Source organism: Myxococcales bacterium (genome assembly GCA_016703425.1).
Lineage (GTDB): Bacteria > Myxococcota_A > Polyangia > Polyangiales > Polyangiaceae > JADJCA01.
On record JADJCA010000007.1, the window covers coordinates 15,189 to 32,721 of the forward strand.

At 69.1% G+C, this 17,533-nt stretch carries 13 protein-coding genes; 5 read left to right on the forward strand and 8 right to left on the reverse strand.

All coding sequences use genetic code 11. The features are described 5' to 3' along the window. Window positions 1-238 precede the first annotated feature (238 nt). From IPG50_12020 to IPG50_12035, 4 genes are all read left to right on the forward strand, one after another. Window positions 239-1,441 carry a cytochrome c family protein gene (locus IPG50_12020; GenBank protein ID MBK6692908.1) on the forward strand — a complete coding sequence of 401 codons (1,203 nt, stop codon included), beginning with the start codon at window positions 239-241 and terminating at the stop codon, window positions 1,439-1,441. 287 nt (window positions 1,442-1,728) lie between these two features. Next, window positions 1,729-1,983: a hypothetical protein gene (locus IPG50_12025; GenBank protein MBK6692909.1), complete on the forward strand. Its 255-nt coding sequence runs from the start codon at window positions 1,729-1,731 to the stop codon at window positions 1,981-1,983. Window positions 1,984-2,596: 613 nt separating this feature from the next. Then, a complete protein-coding gene (locus tag IPG50_12030; GenBank protein ID MBK6692910.1) occupies window positions 2,597-3,100 on the forward strand; it encodes a hypothetical protein in 504 nt (167 codons plus the stop codon). Further along, complete coding sequence (locus tag IPG50_12035) at window positions 3,097-3,519, forward strand: hypothetical protein (GenBank protein MBK6692911.1); 423 nt, start codon at window positions 3,097-3,099, stop codon at window positions 3,517-3,519. Before IPG50_12030 ends, IPG50_12035 begins: the two co-directional genes overlap by 4 nt. 31 nt (window positions 3,520-3,550) lie before the next feature. Here IPG50_12035 and IPG50_12040 read toward each other — a convergent pair whose 3' ends face one another. The 5 genes from IPG50_12040 to IPG50_12060 all read right to left on the reverse strand — a co-directional run bounded on the left by IPG50_12040 (window position 3,551) and on the right by IPG50_12060 (window position 9,135). Then, the gene (locus IPG50_12040) at window positions 3,551-4,111 is read right to left on the reverse strand and encodes a hypothetical protein (GenBank protein ID MBK6692912.1); all 561 of its coding nucleotides are present in this window, start codon (window positions 4,109-4,111) and stop codon (window positions 3,551-3,553) included. Between the two features lie 62 nt (window positions 4,112-4,173). Next, entirely contained in the window at window positions 4,174-5,448 is a 1,275-nt protein-coding gene (locus tag IPG50_12045; GenBank protein MBK6692913.1) for a phosphoenolpyruvate kinase, read from the reverse strand. Between the two features lie 10 nt (window positions 5,449-5,458). Next, complete coding sequence (locus IPG50_12050; GenBank protein ID MBK6692914.1) at window positions 5,459-6,364, reverse strand: FAD binding domain-containing protein; 906 nt, start codon at window positions 6,362-6,364, stop codon at window positions 5,459-5,461. Then, complete coding sequence (locus IPG50_12055) at window positions 6,361-6,837, reverse strand: (2Fe-2S)-binding protein (GenBank protein MBK6692915.1); 477 nt, start codon at window positions 6,835-6,837, stop codon at window positions 6,361-6,363. The genes IPG50_12050 and IPG50_12055 overlap by 4 nt, the downstream gene beginning before the upstream one ends. 48 nt (window positions 6,838-6,885) lie before the next feature. Continuing rightward, the gene (locus tag IPG50_12060; protein ID MBK6692916.1) at window positions 6,886-9,135 is read right to left on the reverse strand and encodes a xanthine dehydrogenase family protein; all 2,250 of its coding nucleotides are present in this window, start codon (window positions 9,133-9,135) and stop codon (window positions 6,886-6,888) included. A 158-nt stretch (window positions 9,136-9,293) separates the two neighbouring features. Between IPG50_12060 and IPG50_12065 the strand changes: the two genes are divergently transcribed. After that, a complete protein-coding gene (locus IPG50_12065; protein ID MBK6692917.1) occupies window positions 9,294-10,121 on the forward strand; it encodes a hypothetical protein in 828 nt (275 codons plus the stop codon). Window positions 10,122-10,166: 45 nt separating this feature from the next. Here IPG50_12065 and IPG50_12070 read toward each other — a convergent pair whose 3' ends face one another. From IPG50_12070 to IPG50_12080, 3 genes are all read right to left on the reverse strand, one after another. After that, the gene (locus IPG50_12070; protein ID MBK6692918.1) at window positions 10,167-11,948 is read right to left on the reverse strand and encodes a VCBS repeat-containing protein; all 1,782 of its coding nucleotides are present in this window, start codon (window positions 11,946-11,948) and stop codon (window positions 10,167-10,169) included. Window positions 11,949-12,040: 92 nt separating this feature from the next. After that, a complete protein-coding gene (locus IPG50_12075) occupies window positions 12,041-15,895 on the reverse strand; it encodes a tetratricopeptide repeat protein (GenBank protein ID MBK6692919.1) in 3,855 nt (1,284 codons plus the stop codon). 108 nt (window positions 15,896-16,003) lie between these two features. Further along, window positions 16,004-17,494: a serine/threonine protein kinase gene (locus IPG50_12080; protein ID MBK6692920.1), complete on the reverse strand. Its 1,491-nt coding sequence runs from the start codon at window positions 17,492-17,494 to the stop codon at window positions 16,004-16,006. Between the last annotated feature and the right edge of the window lie 39 nt (window positions 17,495-17,533).

The window sequence follows — 17,533 nt, forward strand, 5'->3', positions numbered from 1 at the left end:
TCGCTCTTCGCGGCGCTCGCACTCGTCGCGGCGGCGGCGACGGCCTACGGAGACGGGGAAACGGCGGGGCCGACCTCGAACATTCCTGGACAGAGTCCCGGAGGGACGGAGTCCGCCGCTAGGACCTTGGTCACCTCGAGCGCGACCGCGACCTCGACCTCGACCTCGACCTCGACCTCGAGCGCGCGCGGGCGCGGGCGCGGGCGCGGGCGCGGGATGGACGACGGGGGTGTCGCCGATGCCTGGCGGACAGGCGATTCCGCAGGCGTTCTTGCCGCCCGGGAGTTTTCGCGATGACACGGGACCAAGCGACATCATCTTCCCGCCACAGAAGCTCACCGTCCGCTTCAACCACAAGCTGCACCTCACCAAGATTCAGGGCACGACCTGCGCGACTTGCCACCCGGGCGCGCTGACGAGCGCCAACGCCGGCGACCGCCTGCTGCCGCCGCCAACGAAGTGCGACAACTGCCACTTGAGCGATCACACGAACCTCGGCGCCGTGACGGAAGGCCCCGACGCGGAGGGCAAGTGCGCCTTCTGCCACGTGGGCTACCGGGAAGGCGACGGCAACAAGGTCGCGCCGCTGCACCTGCCGCCGCCGAACCTGGTCTTCAATCACCAGAAGCACGCTGCGCGAAACATCGGTTGCGCCCAATGCCATGGGGCCGTGCAAGAGCTGGAGCTGGCGACGCGCGATCAGATGCCGCGCATGCGCGGCTGCTTCAATTGCCACGTCTTCCCCGAAGCCTCGGCGCGAGGCTCGGCCAAGAGCGACTGCACGACGTGCCACATCACGGCGAGGCCCGGCGATCCGAAGTCGGGCCGCTTGAAGGTCGTCTTCGCACAGGGCGCGCTCACGCCGCCCCGGTGGCTTCGGGGCTCCCAACACACGCCCGACTGGCTCGAGCGTCACCGCAAAGTGGCCGGGAGCGACTCCGCGTTCTGCGCCAATTGCCACAAGGAAGAGATGTGCGTCGACTGCCACGACGGACGCGTCCGCCCGCGCAGCGTTCACCCGAGCGACTACTTGAACATGCACGCCATCGAGGCGCGCATGGCGTCGCAACGCTGCACGAGCTGTCACCGCGAGCAGAGCTTCTGCCTCTCGTGTCACCAGCGAGTCGGCGTTTCCATGGGCGGCCCCACGGCGGTGCGCGAATCAGGACGGTTCCATCCGCCGAAGGCGCAGTGGAGCGACGCACCGCGAAAGCCCGGCCACCACGCGCAAGAGGCAGAGCGGAACCTCAACGCGTGCGTGAGCTGCCACACGGAGCGCGACTGCGCGAGCTGCCACGGCGGGGCGGGCATCGGAGCCGGGCGCTACAACCCGCACGGCCCCGGCTTCGCGGCCCAGTGCGCGTCGCAGATGCGCCGCAACGCGCGGCCGTGTTTCGTTTGCCACGAGCCCAACGCGACGGCCCTCGCGATGTGCCGGTAGGCCTCTCCCCTCTCCCGCCCTTTCCCCGTAAACGTGAACGTGCCCGTGCCGGTGGACGCGTCGTCCCGGGCACCGGGAAAAAAGAACAGCGATTCCGCCGAAGCTTTCGAAATCTTGGCGATTTTCCCCTTGCTTTGGCCGGCCCTGGCCGCGTATTACGCGAGACTGTCCAAAGCGAGACCGCTCCCCCGCCCCGGCGCCGGTAGCGGCCCCCTCACGCGGACGCGGTCGCTTGATTTGCAGTGCCAATCCATGAGCCCGTTTCGGCTCGGGAAGGGAGAGCCTACGTGAAAGAACTCGCTCGGTACCTCTTGCAGAACATGTACTTGGACTTCCAGGGCGACATCACGTTGGAGAAGGTTCGTCAGTTTCTTCGCGAGGACGACACGCGCGAATCGAAGCAGCTCTTGGCGAAGCTCATCGAAGACAAGGGCGTCAACGAGCTGCTCATCACGCTCGCGGACGTGCTCAAGGACCACCTGGCGTCGGGCGTGAACGACCAGGTCGTCAAAGAGCAGCTGCAGCTCTATTCGGAAAGCTGAGCGTGAGCTCCCCTCTCGGGGATCGTTCGCTTCTCGACTGTGCCGCTCGCGCGCGTTGCGCGCGAACCCGTGTGGGCCGCTCGCTGGCGTGGTCGTGCCTCGCGCTCGGGCCTGCGCTCGCGTGCGATCAGGGCAAACAAGACGACCTTCCCGTTCGCGGCCCAGCGGTCCACGTGGTGGCCACGAGCTTCGAGGGCGGCAAGACGGTGCCGGCCAACGGCTCCATTCACGTCGCCTTCGATCGCGTGCTGCACCCCGCATCGGTGAACCGGCAAGCAGCCCTGGTGCTCGAGGCGAGCGGACGCCCCGTTGGCAACCCCATCGTCTCCTACGACCCGGTGGCACGCGTGCTCTCGCTGGCGAGCCCCAACGAGCAGGGCGCGCGATGGTTGACGCCGAAACAACCCTACCTGCTGGTGCTCACGCACCCCGAAGAGGAGAACAGCCCCGGAGGCGTCCGCGCCTTCGACGGCGCGACGCTCGAACGCTCCCAGCGACTCTCGTTCTTCGCCGGAGACGAAGTCGCCACCGGCGCGGAACGAAGCCTCGAGCTTCGCGGCTTTGATCCGCGCGTTGAGTTTTGCCGCGATGTCCTCCCGGTCTTCGTCAACACGTGCGGCGGGGCACCTGCCACGGCGCTTCCGCCGTGGTGGGCGGCGCCGCGTCGCGTCCCGCGACGGGCTTGCTCCTGGAGACGCCGCTCGGCGTGCTCAACACGGCCGTCGGCCGCGTGGCCCGCGCGACGAACACCGGCAACCTTCCCGCCGCGGCGCCGCCGTCGCGCGTCTTCGGTGTCGACATGGCGGTCGTTGAGCCGGGCAACCCGGCCGCGAGCTTCATGCTCTACAAGCTGATGCTCGCCGCGCCACGGGAACCGGCTCCGCCAACCACTGCGCCCGGCGGCGCGCCGGCGAGCGAGCCGCAGACGATGCCCACGCACCTCGCCGCGCAGCCCCTTGGGGACGACGAGCGCGAACGCCTACGGGACGCGGTGCAAGGCATGCCGATGCCGTACCCGGGCTTCGCGGCCAACCTTACGGTGGCCGAGCTCGCCAGGCTCAGGGCTTGGATCGCGCAGGGCGCCAGGGTCGATCAGTGCGAAGCGGGCTCGCCGTGAAGCGCTGGACACTCCGACGCGGCGCGTGCGCGGGATGGGTCCCGCGATTCGCCTTCCTCGTGCCCGCGACGTTGTTCGGCTGCGACAGCAAGGGCCTCTGCCCCTACCCTTCCGCGACGCCGGTCACGGTGACGCCCGATACACCGTGCGTCGTCGGGCGCGTGGAGACGTGCATCGATCCGACGTTGGTCGTGGAGAATCGCTGCGACGGAGCGCTCTACTTGCCGAGCGACTTCGGGCAGTTTGGCCCCGACGGATCGGCCACGAAAGAGATCGAAGTGCTGAAGGGCCAGGTGGCGCACTTCGTCGTGAAGCCGGAGAAGGCGCTCGCGTCGTCCGACGCTCGGAGGGACTTCGCGATCCCTGCGCGCGTCGCCGCCAAGGCGATTCAGATTCGCTTCTCGACGCTCTCAGAGTGACGCGTTCCCGTTCGACACACGCGCGGGCCGTTCAGCCGCGAGGCGTCCACGACAGCGCGATTTCCGTATGGGGGTCGCCGGCGAAGCTCTTGGCCACGAGCGACACCTGCGGCAAGCGGGCCCCTGAGAGCACCAGCAGGCGATCAAAAAATCCCATCGCTTGCCACGTCGCCGCTTCTTCCGCGCGGGTCGACATTCCGAAGGCGATGCGAAACGTCGCGCGCCCATCTTCGAGCGTGCCTAGCTCGATGACCGGGTAGTCGAAGAAGTTTTTGCGCATGGTGGAGAAGCGAGACAGCGTCTCGCGAGGATTGCCGGGCACGAGAAGCGACGGATGGGCGACACAAATGGAGTCGATCGAGGCGCTGCCCCAGACGCGGACCGGCTCCAGCGCGCCCAGCGTGATCTCGGCGAGGATCGCCAGGCCCATGCGTTCGAAGGTGTCCATCGGGTACCAAGCGACCGGGTCGACCCGCGCAGCAAGGTAGGCCACGTCGTCCGTCGACAGGTGCTTGGACCAGTCGATGTGCTTCATGGTTCGCAGGATGCGGACGTAGTCGACGAAGAGGATGCCGCGGACGTGATGGGGCAAGGTCCTCCTAGGCTACGCGCCCGCGCACGGCAGCGCGAGCACCGTCGCGGGGAAACACGGCGCTACGCGGCGCTCTCGTGCGGGTCGAGCGCACCGACGAGCTCGCCGAAACGAAAGAAGTTCGCGAGGCCTTCCGCCGTCGCCGCGTCGTCGAACGCTTGCCCGACGCGCGTCGCCTGCTCCTTTTGAGCCCGAAATCGGCCCAAGCGCGCCCGCATCTCCGGCAGCGTCTCGGCGAAGAACGCGAAGAGGGCGCCGAAGCGCGCCGGAACCTGCGCAGGGTGTAGGTCCCAACCTTGGAAAAACCCGCCGATCAGGCCGTGTCGGACAGCGTTGGCGTGGAGGCGCCACGCGTGATGCACGGCACGCTCGTTGACGGCACGCGCCTCGGCCGTGAGCGGCTCGCCCCGGTGCGGCTCGCCCCGGTGCGGCTCGATAGGAAGGACCGTGGTCGCGCCGTCGGAGAGCGCGAGGCCTTGACCCGCGAGGACGAACCGGACGATGTGCTTCGCGAAGTCGCAGGCCGGGTGCTCGAGGCGCTGCGCCGAGCCGACGATGCCGAGGCTCGCTGTCAAATCGTAGCTCCCGATGTGCACGCCTGTGACGCGGCCAGCGCCCGCGCGCACAACCTCACCGAGCGGGCTCCTGCCATCCGGGCCCAGGACGATGGCCGGCGTCTCCACCATGAGCTCGAGGCCGATGGCGCCGGACGAGAGACCGCTCGCCCGTTCGAGGTCATCGAGGCGCGACGAGAGAACGCGCACCTCAGCCGGGCCTTCGACCTTGGGGAGCGTGACCACGAACCCCGGCGGCAAGGCGCCACCGCCTTCGTCCAAGAGCGCCGTCATGAACGTGTCGAAGGTGCGCGCTGCGCGAAGGCGCGTGGCCACGGCGAGGGACTTCACGCGCACGCCGCTCAAGGGTGCTCCGCGACCTTCGCGCGCCGCGCGCGCGAGAGCTCGCCCCGCTCGCGCCGCGTGCTCGTCTTCTTCCGCGTCGGAGCGGACACCGTAGCCGTCCTCGAAGTCGATGCGGTAGTCCTCGACGGGCTCGCGCAGGAGCTTGGCGCGAACCCGTTCGAACGTACGGTCCTCGGTGCCCGCCGGCAGACCTAACGCCGCGGCGAAGGTGCTTGCGTCGCGCCCGTAGGTGTCGAAGGCGCGGCGCGCCAAGGCGCCCACCTTCTCGACGGTGCCTTCGGCGTACAGATGCGCGCCGCCGTAGACGACGTGCGCTGGCGCACGCCGCTCGAGGCGCGGAAGGAGTCGAGGCCGCGCCTCCGCGTTCGCGTCGGCCTCCCGAAAGAGCGCCGCCCAGGGCGAGCTCGCCAACGTCACGACCGACTCGTCACAAGAAGAGAGCCTGCCGCACGAGCGCCTTGGTGACGTGAAGGCGATAGGGTCCCGTCGAGCGGACGTCGTCGATGGGTCGAATGTCATTCGCGACGGCCGCGTCCACGGCAGCGTGATCGAGCGACGCGAGCGATGCACCAGCGACAGCCAGCGACACGCCGCCGAGCGCGTGCGTCGTCGCCGCCACCGACGCCACGCCGAAGGCCGCGGAGCGGACGACGTCGCCGTCGAGCTCGACGACGCTCGCGAGGGCGACCTTCGAGATGGCCTGGGCGAGGCGCGTGCCGACCTTGCGCCAGAAGACCTTCGCCCCTGCCGACGGCACGACGACCTCGATGGCGCCGATGAGCTCGCCGGGAGCGAGCGCCGTCTTCCGGTATCCGAGCAGCGCGTCTTTGAGGGCGACGCGCCGGGCGCCTTTCGCGCTCACGAGCTCGAGCGTGGCCCCGAGAGCCAAGAGCGCCGCGACGCCGTCAGCCGCCGGCGAAGCGCTGGCCACGTTTCCGGCCAAAGTGCCGCGCGTTTGGATCTGCACGGCTCCAACGTCGCGCGCCATGTCGGCGAGCATCGGGAGGTGAGCGCCGACATCCCGGCTCTGGCGGAGATCCCAGTACGTCACGCCGCCGGCGAAGCGCAGCACCGAGCGACCGTCGACCTGACGCCGCTCGATGGCGTGGAAGTCGGCGATGCCCGTGAGGTCGATCACGCAGTCGATGGCGGTGGCGCGGTCGACGGGCAACAGGTGTCGGTCGACGATGACGTCGGTGCCGCCGGCGAGGGCCATGGCACGCTCTCCTTTGCCGAGGCTCTCAGCGAGCATCGCGGCGGCGTCTTCGAGCCTTCGCGGACGAAGGAGCCGACAACGCTCGAGGCCCGCCGCGGCGTGCGCGACCTGACTCACGACGCACCCGCTTGCTTACGGAGGTCGGCGGCGGCGTGAAGGATCGCGTCGACGATGCGCTGATAGCCCGTGCAACGACACAAGTTGCCCGCGATGGCGTCACGAACGTCGGCCTCGCTCGGCGAGCGGTTCGACTTCAAGAGAGCCTCCGCCGCCACGAGCATGCCCGGCGTGCAGATGCCGCACTGCGCGCCGCCGTCTTCGATGAAGCATCGTTGAAGCGAGGTGAGCGCGTCGCCGAGCGCGAGGCCCTCGACGGTCACGACCTCTTCTCCGTCGCATTGCCCGGCGGCGACGAGGCACGCGTTGACCGCGACACCGCCGAGGAGCACCGAACAGGCGCCACACTCGCCTTCTCCGCAGCCCTCCTTGGTTCCCGTGAGGCCCAAGGGACCGCGCAGCACATCGAGCAGACGCGCCATCGGCGGAGCGTCAACGCTTACCGGCTTGCCGTTCACGATCATTCGAATCATGGAAGGAGACTCTCCAGAGAACGTGGCCAACAAAAAACGTAGTGCGCCTCAGCGAGCGGCTTTCGCCACGGCGGCGTAGAGCTGCTCCGGAAGGAGCGGAAGGTCGTCGAGGGTTACGCCGAGCGCTTGCTCCACGGCGGCGGCGATGGCCGGAGCGCCGCCGTCCATCGGCAGCTCACCGACACCTTTGGCGCCAGTGAAGCTGCCGGAGAACGGGTGCTCCACGAGGATCGTCGAGAAGGGCGGCGCGTCCTTGCTCGTGGGAATGACGTAGTTGGTCATGCGCGGGTTCATGATGCGGCCTTCCTTCCACACGACGGCTTCATACAGAGCCCAGCCGATGGCTTGGAGCGTGCCACCTTCGACTTGTCCCGCGCAGAGGACCGGATGAAGCGCCTTGCCGACGTCTTGCGCCGCCCAAAAGCCCAGCACCTTGGTCTCAAAGGTGTCGAGGTCGACCTCGACCTCGGCGATGTCGCAGCCCCAAGAATACGTGGGGTACGCGTCGCCCTGGTACGTGTCGTCGTTCCACTCGGCGGCGACCGGCGGCTCGTACTGAACGAGCGAGTGGACGGGGCCGGAGGCGAGCAGGCGGTCACCCGCGGCGGCAAAAGACTCGCCCGCCTGGCGCGCGGCGTTCACGCGCTTCGCGACGTCGCTCGCCGCTTGCCCGACGATGGTGCCCACGACCATGATGGTGCGCGAGGCGACCGTGGGCCCCGAGTCGGGCACGTGCGTCGTCGAGGGCTGCTCGAAGTCGACCTCGGAAAAGGGAACGCCGGCGGCGTCGGCGACGATCTGACGAAAGACCGTCTCGGTCCCCTGCCCGATGTCCGTGGAGGCCGTGCGCACGCGAAGGCGCCCCCCGGCCTCGAGGTCGACCTGCACCTTGCCCTTGAGGCGTCGCTCACCAGAGCCGGTAAACCCCGCACCGTGCATGAAGACGCAAGCGCCGATGCCGCGGCGAACGCGAGCCCCGCCCGGCAAACGAACCTCGCCCGTCGCCGCGTAGGCCCTTCGCTTGGCTTCGTAGCCGCTCGCCGCCTCCGCCTTCTCGACACATTCGTGGACGCCGACGCTCTCTTTGAGCACCTGCCCGGTCACCGTCGTCTTGCCGATGCCGAGGAGGTTCTTCTTGCGCAGCGCCATCGGGTCCATGCCGAGCTTCTCGGCGACGCGGTCGAGGTGGCGCTCGATGGCCCAGATGGTTTGCGGCGCACCGAAGCCGCGGAAGGCGCCGTTGGGCGGCGTGCTGGTCGCAACGGCGCATCCGGCCACGCGCGCGTGTCGCCACGCGTAGGCCCCCTGCGCGTGAAGGATGCCGCGCGAGAGAACGACGGGCGTCAGCGTCATGTAGGCCCCGCCGTCCATGACGCAATCAAACGACAACGCGACGAGCTCTCCGGCCTTCGTGCAGCCGGTCTTGATGTCGACGCGGGCCGGGTGCCGCTTCGTCGTCGCCTCGATGTCTTCGGCGCGCCCATAGACCATGCGCACCGGCCTGCCGGACACCTTGGAGAGCAGCGCCGCGTGGGCCGCGATGATGCTCGGGTACTCTTCCTTGCCACCGAAGCCGCCGCCGGTGACGGCTTGCGTGACGTGAACGCGCTCGCCCTCGAGGGCGAAGGCGCGCTTCATGGCCTTGTGCACGTAGTACGGGCACTGAAGCGAACCGGTGACGTGAACGCCCGCGTCGTCCCACCACGCGATCATGCCCTGCGGCTCGATGTAGAGCTGCTCCTGATGATGGACGGCGTACCGCCCCTCGACGACGATCTCGCATTCGGCCAGGAGCGCGTCGATGGGGCGCTCGAGGCGATGCTCGATGAGGTACCGCTTCATCACGTTGTCGCGGCCCCAGATCACGTCGCGCGCTGCGAGCGCGTCGTCAAACGTGAGGACGGGGGAGAGCGGTTCGATGTCGAGGGTGAGCGCCTTGAGCGCCCGAGCGACGCGCACCGGATCGTCGCCGCACACGAGCGCCACCGGCTCGTACATGTGACGAACCACGTCTTTCGCCAAGAGCGGCTGGTCGTCTTCGATGAGCGCGACGACGTTGTCGCCGGGGATCTGGTCGGCCGTGACGACGGTGATGCCGGTCCAGTCGAAGGCAGGGTCCTTCACGATCCCTCGAATGCGTCCGCGGGCGACGTGGCTGCGCAACGTGGCCCCGTGGAGCGCGCCCGGCACGACGTAGTCGTCGATGTAGAGCGCGCGGCCCGTGACTTTGGCGGGACCGTCGACGCGCGGGACGTTTTGCCCGAGGAGCGATGCCATCGCGAGAGGGTACGTCATCACCGCGGCGAGGCGGCCTAGTTTTCTGCCGGCCCGGCGCGGCTGCCAGGGGCCCGCTTGGGGAGGGAACTCTCGGGAAGGGCGAGGTAGGGACCGCACATCAATGCGATCCAGATCAAGTGACGCTTGCACTCTCGGTGCAATGCCCGGAGGATCAACCGATGCCGAGCCGTGGGCGTTCATCACCGAGCAGCGGCGGGCCTCCGAGCTCCCGCGGAGGCTCGAAGAGCCCGCTACCGCCAGCGTCGACGCGTGGCGGCGCTGGCTCGATCTCTCCCAAGGGCCGCGCCGCGCGGTTCGACGAAGCGCTCGCAGACGCCGAGCGCATGGCCCGGCGCGTCGAGGTGGTGCGGGAGACGGACCTCTTTGCGGCAGGCCTCTTGGCGCACGAGTACCTGGCGCGCGCGCGCACCGGAAACATGACTCCGCTTGAGCAGTCGGGGCACACCGACGAGTGGGTCACAGCCTTCGCCCGCCTCCAGGCCATCGCCGACCGCGCCGCGCTCCTCGCCGACTTCGAGGTGGAGGGGAGAGCGTACTTGGCGGCTCGCGCCACCGATGTCTTGCTCGCCGCGGGCCGCGACGTGTCGAGCGCGCTGGCCTCGGCACGGACCGCCGCGCGCGACGCCCGTCGTCGCGTCCTCCTCCTCCGCGGCTGCGCCACGCTTGCCGCCATGGCAGCCCCGGCCGCGGTGGCTCTCATCGGGTTCATTGGCCCCATGGGCGCCGGCGTTGGGGCGACGGTCGCCTTGGCCGTCGCTGCGGCCCTCGTGGTGCTCTCCTTCCGCTACGGCCGCACCGTCCGCGAAGCCACCGAGGAGGTCCAGCGACGCGAGCGGCTCGCCGCCGAACGCGCGCAATTCGAGGCGAGCGCCGACGGCCGCTCGCTCCTCCAGCGCGTTCAGGCGAAGCACCCGTTGCTGGTGAAGGTCACGCTGACGGCGGCGCAGAGCGTGAGCTCGCTGCCGGTGCCGAAGACCACAAACTGACGCCGCGACGCAGTCCGCCAGCCTTCGCCGGCGGCGCGGCCCGCTTCAGTAGACGGCCGAGGTGCCGTTCTCGTTGATGCGCAGGCGCTTGCCGGCCGTCTGGTTCGGGATCGTGACGACGGTGCCGTCGGGCCAGAAGCGAACCTGCACGTCGTAGTTCTTGCCGGTCTCGGTGCCGAAATATTGCTCGAGCGGCGAGCGGTGGCTGGTGCTGGTGATGACCTCGCGATAGCCGCGCAAGAATGCGGCATCGCCCGCGTGGCCGGCCTCGTAGAGCGAGATCTTGGAGCCGAGAGCGCTCTTGATCTTCGTGCCGGCAGCGCGAACGGTGAGCCACCGGGCGCTGCCGAGGTCGTTGCGCCAAAGGCGATAGCCGATGGTCGCGGCCTGGCCCGTTTGCGTGAGGAGGTCGACGTCGCCGTCGGCGTCGATGTCGCCCACGAAGACGCGAGCAGGACGGCCGCCGGTCACCGAGAGCTTCCACGTGGTCGTCACGTCCTGAAACGTGCGGTTGCCGAGGTTGCGGTACACGCTGTTTTTGCCCAAGGACACGATGAGGTCGAGGTACCCGTCCTGATCGAGATCGGTGAAGACGGCTTGATCGTAGATGTGCGCGTAGACGTCGACGTTGCTCGTCGTCGTGGGCAGGAGCGCCGCGCCCGTGACGTCGCTGAAGTTGCCGGTGCCGTCGTTGCGCAAGAGGGCCATGCCAAGCTTGATGTTGGTGCCGGTGAGCGGTGCGCTGCCGGCCGCGGCGGAGCCCACGCCGATGAGGTCGAGGTCTCCGTCGTTGTCGTAGTCGCCCATGGCGATGCCAAAACAGGGCGCGTTGTCGAGGCCCGCCGTCACCGGCGCGTTGAAGCCTGCGCTGGCACCCTTCACGCCTTTGTTGAAGAGGACCTTCGTGGAGCAGCCGGTCGTCGACTGGAACACGTTGCCGGTCAGCGTCTGCATCACGATGTCGGGGAAGTGATCGCCGTTGAGGTCGGCCATGTAGAGCGACGTGGAGGCGTTGCCCGTCGCCATCACGCCGGCCTTCTGCTCCCAATCGGAGGAGGCCGTTCCGGCGGTCTTGCGGTGCCACAAGCGGTTCGTGCCGTTGAAGTTCGACACCGCGAAGTCCAAGAGCCCGTCGCCGTCGTAATCGCCCCAGACCATGCCGTTGGCCTGGTGGTCCATCGACGACATGGCGAGGTTGGTGAAGCTGCCGGCGCCGTTGTTCAGGAACGTGGACGTATTGGAGGCGTCCCAGTTGGGGATGGCATCCATGAAGCCGTCGTTGTTGAAGTCGGCGAGCGAGAGCGACCACACGCCGCCGCTCGAGGCGTTCTTGATGGCCGCTGTCGCCACGGCCGTGAAGGTGCCGGTGCCGGAGTTCTTGCCGAGCCGGTTCTGGTTGTTGGCGCTGTCGTGATCGCCAAGGAAGACGTCGAGCTTGTCGTCGTTGTCGAAGTCTTCGATGGCGCAGTCGAAGGCCCAGTTCATCCCTGACTCGAGCGTGCCGATGCCGGCTTGGCTTGTCACCTCGGTGAACTGCGTGAGCCCCGTCACCGGCGGCTTCGGCGGACCGGCGTCGTCGTTCACGACGCCTCCGTCTTTGGGCTTGGGGATCACCGCACCGTCGGGCAGCGTGATGAAGCCGCCGTCGCCGGTCGTGACGCTTCCGTCGGTTGCCGCGGCGCCGCCGTCGAGGCCGGTGCCGGTGCCGACGGGAGCGCCGTCAGGGAGCGTGCCCCCGGTGGGGCCGGGCGCCGATTCGGCCTCGTCCTCACCGCAACCGACCGCAACCGCCATCGCCACGAGCCCCGCGCGTACCCAAGCTTGCATGGGCTCCGGCATAGCACGCGCGCTTGAAAGACGCCGCCGCGAGAAAATTGCAGTCAGGTGACAGTGCGTGATTCGAAATCACGCCCGGCGATTCACACGCCGAGCGCTTCGCGGACCTTGCCGAATCGTGCCCGGTCCGCTGCGGAGAGCTTCTCCCGCTTGAGGTAGCGGTCGTAGGCCACGCGCGCCTCCGGAGCGCGTCCGTCGAGCGCGGCCACGAGGCCGTCGATGTGCTCCGAGACGGTGCGGAGCTCGAGCTGGAGGCAACCGCGGGCCCGGGTCGCGTCGGAGAGCGCGCCGGCCCGGTCGCCCACGAGGACCCGCAGCTCGGCTCGCAAGCTGAGCGACACGGGGCACACGTGCCCCGTGGCGACGGACTCCTCCAAGAGAACCTTCGCGTGGGCGAGGTCGCCGGCGGCGAGGGCGAGTCGATCCAAGTTTTCGACGTGCACGTGCCATGGCGATACCTCGCGTATCCGTTCCCAAATGCCCGTCGCGCCGGTGAGGTCGCCTTCGAGCTCCGTCATGCGCGCCATGACATGGAGCGCGTGCACCTTGTCGGCGTCTTCGGCGAGCGCCTCCTCGGCGAGGCGCTTGGCCGATGCGAGGTCGTCGTAGGCGAGCGCTTCGTAGGCGAGGCTGCCGCGATCGTCGGCGTCGGCGCATTGCGCCGCACCGAACTCGAAGGCCTCTTTGCCACGGCCGAGGGCGACGAGGCACTCGAAGCGCTCCTTCTCCCACCGGCCGAGCTCGCCATCGTCCTCGAGCTCACCTTCGTCCGCGGCGAGGGCCTCCGTGAGCGCGAGCGCCTCCTCGAAGCGACGCCCCGCCTTGGCGATCAAGAAGTCGAGCGGTCGCCGCCGCTTCTTCGCGTCGTCGTCGTCGCCGCCGGCGTAGTCACGAATGGCGGCCTGCGCGTCAGCCTCACGACCGAGGCCGAGGAGCGCGTGCACCCGGTCCTCCATCGTCTCGAGGCTCGCGGCGCAGGGTTCGAGCACGGCGAGCGCGTCAGCGAAGCGGCCACGCGCGTTCCACTGCCGTGCGAGCAGGCGGCGCGACGACACGAGCGACGGCGCCATCTCGATGGCCTTCCTGAGGAGCTCTTCGCCGCGCGCCTCGTCGTCGATGGAGGCGTCCATGAGATCGTCGCCGGCCTTGGCGACGACGAAGGGTTCGTCGGGCGACAGCTCCGACAGCCGCGAGAGCACCGGTCCCGCAGGCCCCGGATACCACAAGCGCTCGAGGAGCAGCTTGGCGTGGGCCCGCTTGATGGCCGCGTCGCGCGGGTGTTTCTCTCCGAGCTCGCCGAAGAGGCGATGCGCCGACCCGGCCCCCTCGGTCTCAAGGACGATCGCCGCGGTCCGGTCGAGCGAGGCCTCGTCGAGCTCGCCCGACGACGCGGCGCTTCGCAGGTACGAGAGCGCTTCGTCCCCATGGCCGCTTGAGAAGAGCGCGTCACCGAGGAGGAACGTCGAGAGCGGCGAAGACGCGAGTCCGACGGCGGCAGCGGCCGCGGTGACGCCTTCCGCCGCGCGGCCCCCACGCGTCAGCGCGCGGCCCATCTCGCGGTACGCCCACGCGTACGTCGGACGCATCACGAGCGCCTCTTTGAAGAGGGCGACGGCCCCGTCGAGCTCACCGCGTTTTGCCCGTGCCGCGGCGGCGATGGCCTTCGCCGTCGGGGTTTTCGGATCGCGCGCCGCGAGCGCGTCGCAGGCGCGAAGGCACTCGTCCAACCGATCGTATTCGTAGGCCAGGTCGGCGAGCTGCACGATGGCGTAGTTGTCCTCCGACTTCTCCGCGAGGGCCCCGAGCGACGCCAGCGCCTCGTCCACGGCGCCGCTCTTCGCCAAGAAGCGCGCGCGCTCGACGACGTAGAACTGGGACGTCGGCGCGAGGCGGAGCGCTTCGCCGTAGGCAACGGCCGCGCCCTTCGCATCGCCGCGGCGCCCCAGCACGCGCCCGCGGACGTGGTGATTGAACGGGTTCTCCGGTGCGAGCTCGAGGGCGCACTCGTTCAGCATCGACGCGAGCGAGATGTCACCCGCATCGAAGGAGGCGTTGGCGAGGTTTTCGTTGGCGCGCGTGTGGCCCGGATCGCGCTCGAGGGCCGCCTCAAAGGCCTTCCGAGCGTCGTCCTTGCGCCCCAGCTCGAGCAAGCAGTCGCCGATGGAGCAGTGGTTGTTCGCGTCGTCCGGGTCGCGATCGCGCGCCTTCTCAAAGGCCGTGAGGGCCTCGTCCCAACGTTCGCCGAGCGAATAGACGCGGCCCAAGAACTGCTGCGGCCACTCGTCGTCGGGCCACAGCTCGAGGATGCGATTCACGCACGCTCCGAGGGCGTTCATGCGCTCGTGGGTGCGGTCCTCGTCGTATTGCGCTCGCGCCCGCACGAAGCGGTACACCCAGGCGAGCTCGTAGGCCTCGTGAAGGGCGATGGCCTCCGTCGCGAGCCGGTCCGCGGTCTCGTGCTCGTCTTTGTCGTGGGCGGCCCAGGCGAGATCGGTCTTCGTGATGTACTCGCACTCCACGGCTCCTGCGGCGTCGAGCTTTTGAAGGAGGTCGGCTCGATCTTTGGGCACCGCCACGAGGGCGCCGTCGTTGGCGAACTCGCGGAGCTTCTTCACCTCTTCGTAGGGCGTCTCACGGACCTCGTGGGTCATCGGATCTTGGATCTCGAGCACCTCACGCCGATCGTCGTACCCAACGGCGACGGCCACGTGCCGCGTCGTCGAGTAGTCCTCCTCGATGATCACGGGTATTTGCGCGTCGAGGATGGCCTTGAGCTTCGGCAAGTCGGCCTCGATACGGCGCGCCACGAAGCCCGCGTTCTCCATGAACGCGCGCATGCGATGGACCGGCGTGCCGCCATCGGGGTGCTTGATCTCGCGCGCCACTTCGACCTGGTCGGCGGAGACACCGAAGAAGCGCATGCACAGCTCCACGGACGCAGGACCACAATGGTTCTTGAGCTGCGCCACCGAGGGAAAGGCCACGAGCCGCGCGCGCTTCGCCTCTTCGTTGGCGAGCTTGGCCAGCGTGCGTGACGCGGAGCGCGCGGCCCAATCGTCACCGCCGTTCGCGAGCTCGGTCCAGGCGGCGCGCGCCGCGGTGAGGTCGCCGGCCTTGTAGAGCGCTGTGGCGCGTTCCAGGCGCATGCCCTTGGCGCCGTCGGCGTCGGGAACCACCGCGAGCATCGCCGAGAGCGCGTCGGCGACCTCACGCCACTTTCCCTGCGACGCGAGCAAGCGATGGCGTACACGCTTCGCGGCGACGTCGCCGGCGGGACGTTCACCGAGCTCTCCGAGCGCCTTGTCGGCGACGTCAAACTCACCGAGCACCGTCGCGACGCGGCACGCGCCGAGGAGGCCGCGACGGCGACCCTCTTCGGAGAGCGGCACGGCGGCCGCGAAGGCGGCCTTCGCCGCGGGCCGCTCGTCGAAGGTCAGCGCGAGCTCACCGCGAGCCACGAGGACGCGCTCGCGGAGGGCTCCCACGGCTTCGGCGCTGTCGAGTTGTCGCTCCGCGAGCTTGCGGCAACGCTTGCGGCCGAAGAGCAGCGCCGCCTCGACGCGCGCATCAACGACGAAGGACTCGAAGCCGGCTCCCGCCCGCGTCGCCGCGTCGGCGGCCGCGAGCGCGAGGTCGAGCGCGTAGTCCACGAGCGGCGAGGCGACGCGAAGCAAGCGTGCCATGAGCACTTGCGTCTCGATGCGCTCCCGCTCGCCGAGGTCGCGGCCATCCTTGACCTCGCGGAGGACGTCGTAGGCTTGCCGAAATCGCTCGAGCGACGCGAGGGCGCGGGCACGAAGGACCCCAGCCGTCGCGACCGGCAGCGCGCCACCGTCACGGGGGTCGTCGAGGCGCGCGAGCACCTCGCGGCCCTCGTAGCGATCGAGTTGTTGCAGAAGCTCGTGAGCGATCCCAGGGACGACAATGGACGGTCGCATGGACACCTCGCGCGGAGCCCTCCTGGGCTCACGACGCATGGCAGGATCCACGGACTCGCGGACGTTGGGAAGGGGCGCGGGGGCCGTCCCCGGATACGACCAACGACGCTACTTGCGAAATTTCGGGATGAGGTCGCGACCGGCCTCTTCGCTCGCGGTAGGCGGCGTCGCCGGGAGAGGGACCTGGACGTGGGCCGAGCCCGTCGACGCGACGGTCTCGACCTTGTCGGGTCGCTTCGGTTTCCTGACCGCAGGCTTCAAAGCGCCGGATTCAACGGACGCGCTGGCGGAAGGTGCGGACGCGCTCAAAGCCGGTATCGCGGCGTCCACGGCGACTGCCGGCGGCGCGTCGGTCGCTCGGGTGCTCGCGCTGGGGAAAACCGCCACGGCCGACGGCGTCACGAGCGGTCGCAGCTCGGGCCCAGGGATCGCCGTCTGATCCCTGCGCATGAGAAAACCCACCGCGAGACCGGTGACGATGGTGGCGCCGGCGACGGCGAACCACAAGGTCCGGCGCTGACGACCCGCGCCTTCGGGGCCGCCCGCTGCAACGCGCGCGACCATCTTACGGCGGCGCTTCTGCCCTCCCTCGGTGTCGGCGCGCTCGACGATAGCGAGGGACTCGCTCTTCCTGCGGATCGCCTCCTTGGCGACCTCTTTCACATAGCTCGACACCTCGACCGGCGACGCGAGACCGAAGACGCGTTCTACGTCGGTCGCCATTTCGAGCGCCGTCGCATAACGCGCCTCCGGCTCTTTGGCGAGCCCGCGCGCGATGACGTCATCGGCGCCTTCTGGGAGATCGGGAACGACGCTGCTGAGCTTTCGCACTTCCTCGAAGAGGATCTTCGTCAAAATCGTCGCGGCGTCCGCGTCCTCTGGGTAGAGGCGTTGCCCCGCAAGCGCTTCCCAGAGCACGACGGCCGCCGCGTAGACGTCGGCGCGGCCCGTCACCTCACCGTGCTTGAGCTGCTCCGGCGCCATGTAACCGAACTTGCCTTTGAGGGCCCCGTCCTGCGTGGTCTGCATGCGACCCGCGGCCTTGGCGATCCCGAAGTCGAGCACGCGCGGCACGCCATCGACGCCGACCAAGATATTTTGCGGCGAGACGTCGCGGTGCACGATGTGAAGCGGCGCGCCGAGCTCGTCGGTGGCCTCGTGCGCGGCGTGCAGGCCGTGGAGCGCCCCCGCCACGATGGTCGCGGCGAGGCGCGCCGGAATGCGCTCGCCCCGATCGGCGGTGATCTTGCGGAGCGTCGCCAGGCTCTCGCCGTGGACGTACTCCATGACGACGACGACCTCGCGCTCCTCCTCGACGACGTCGAGCGTCGCCACCACGTTGGGATGGCGCACGCGAGCCGCGACGCGAGCCTCATCGAGGAGCATCGAGACGAACTGCGGGTCCGTCGCGAGGTTGTCGTGGAGCCGCTTGACGGCGACAGGACGCGTGAAGCCGGTGGCGCCGATTTGCCGGGCGAGATAGACCGTCGCCATGCCACCCGACGCGATCTCCTCATGGAGGTCGTAGCGACCGATGCGCCGCGGGATGCGGCTCTGGGTCGTCGACTGGGTCGTGGAGGCGACGGCGGGTACGGCCACGCCACAATCCTACACCGGGCAGCGACCACGTGTAGAATG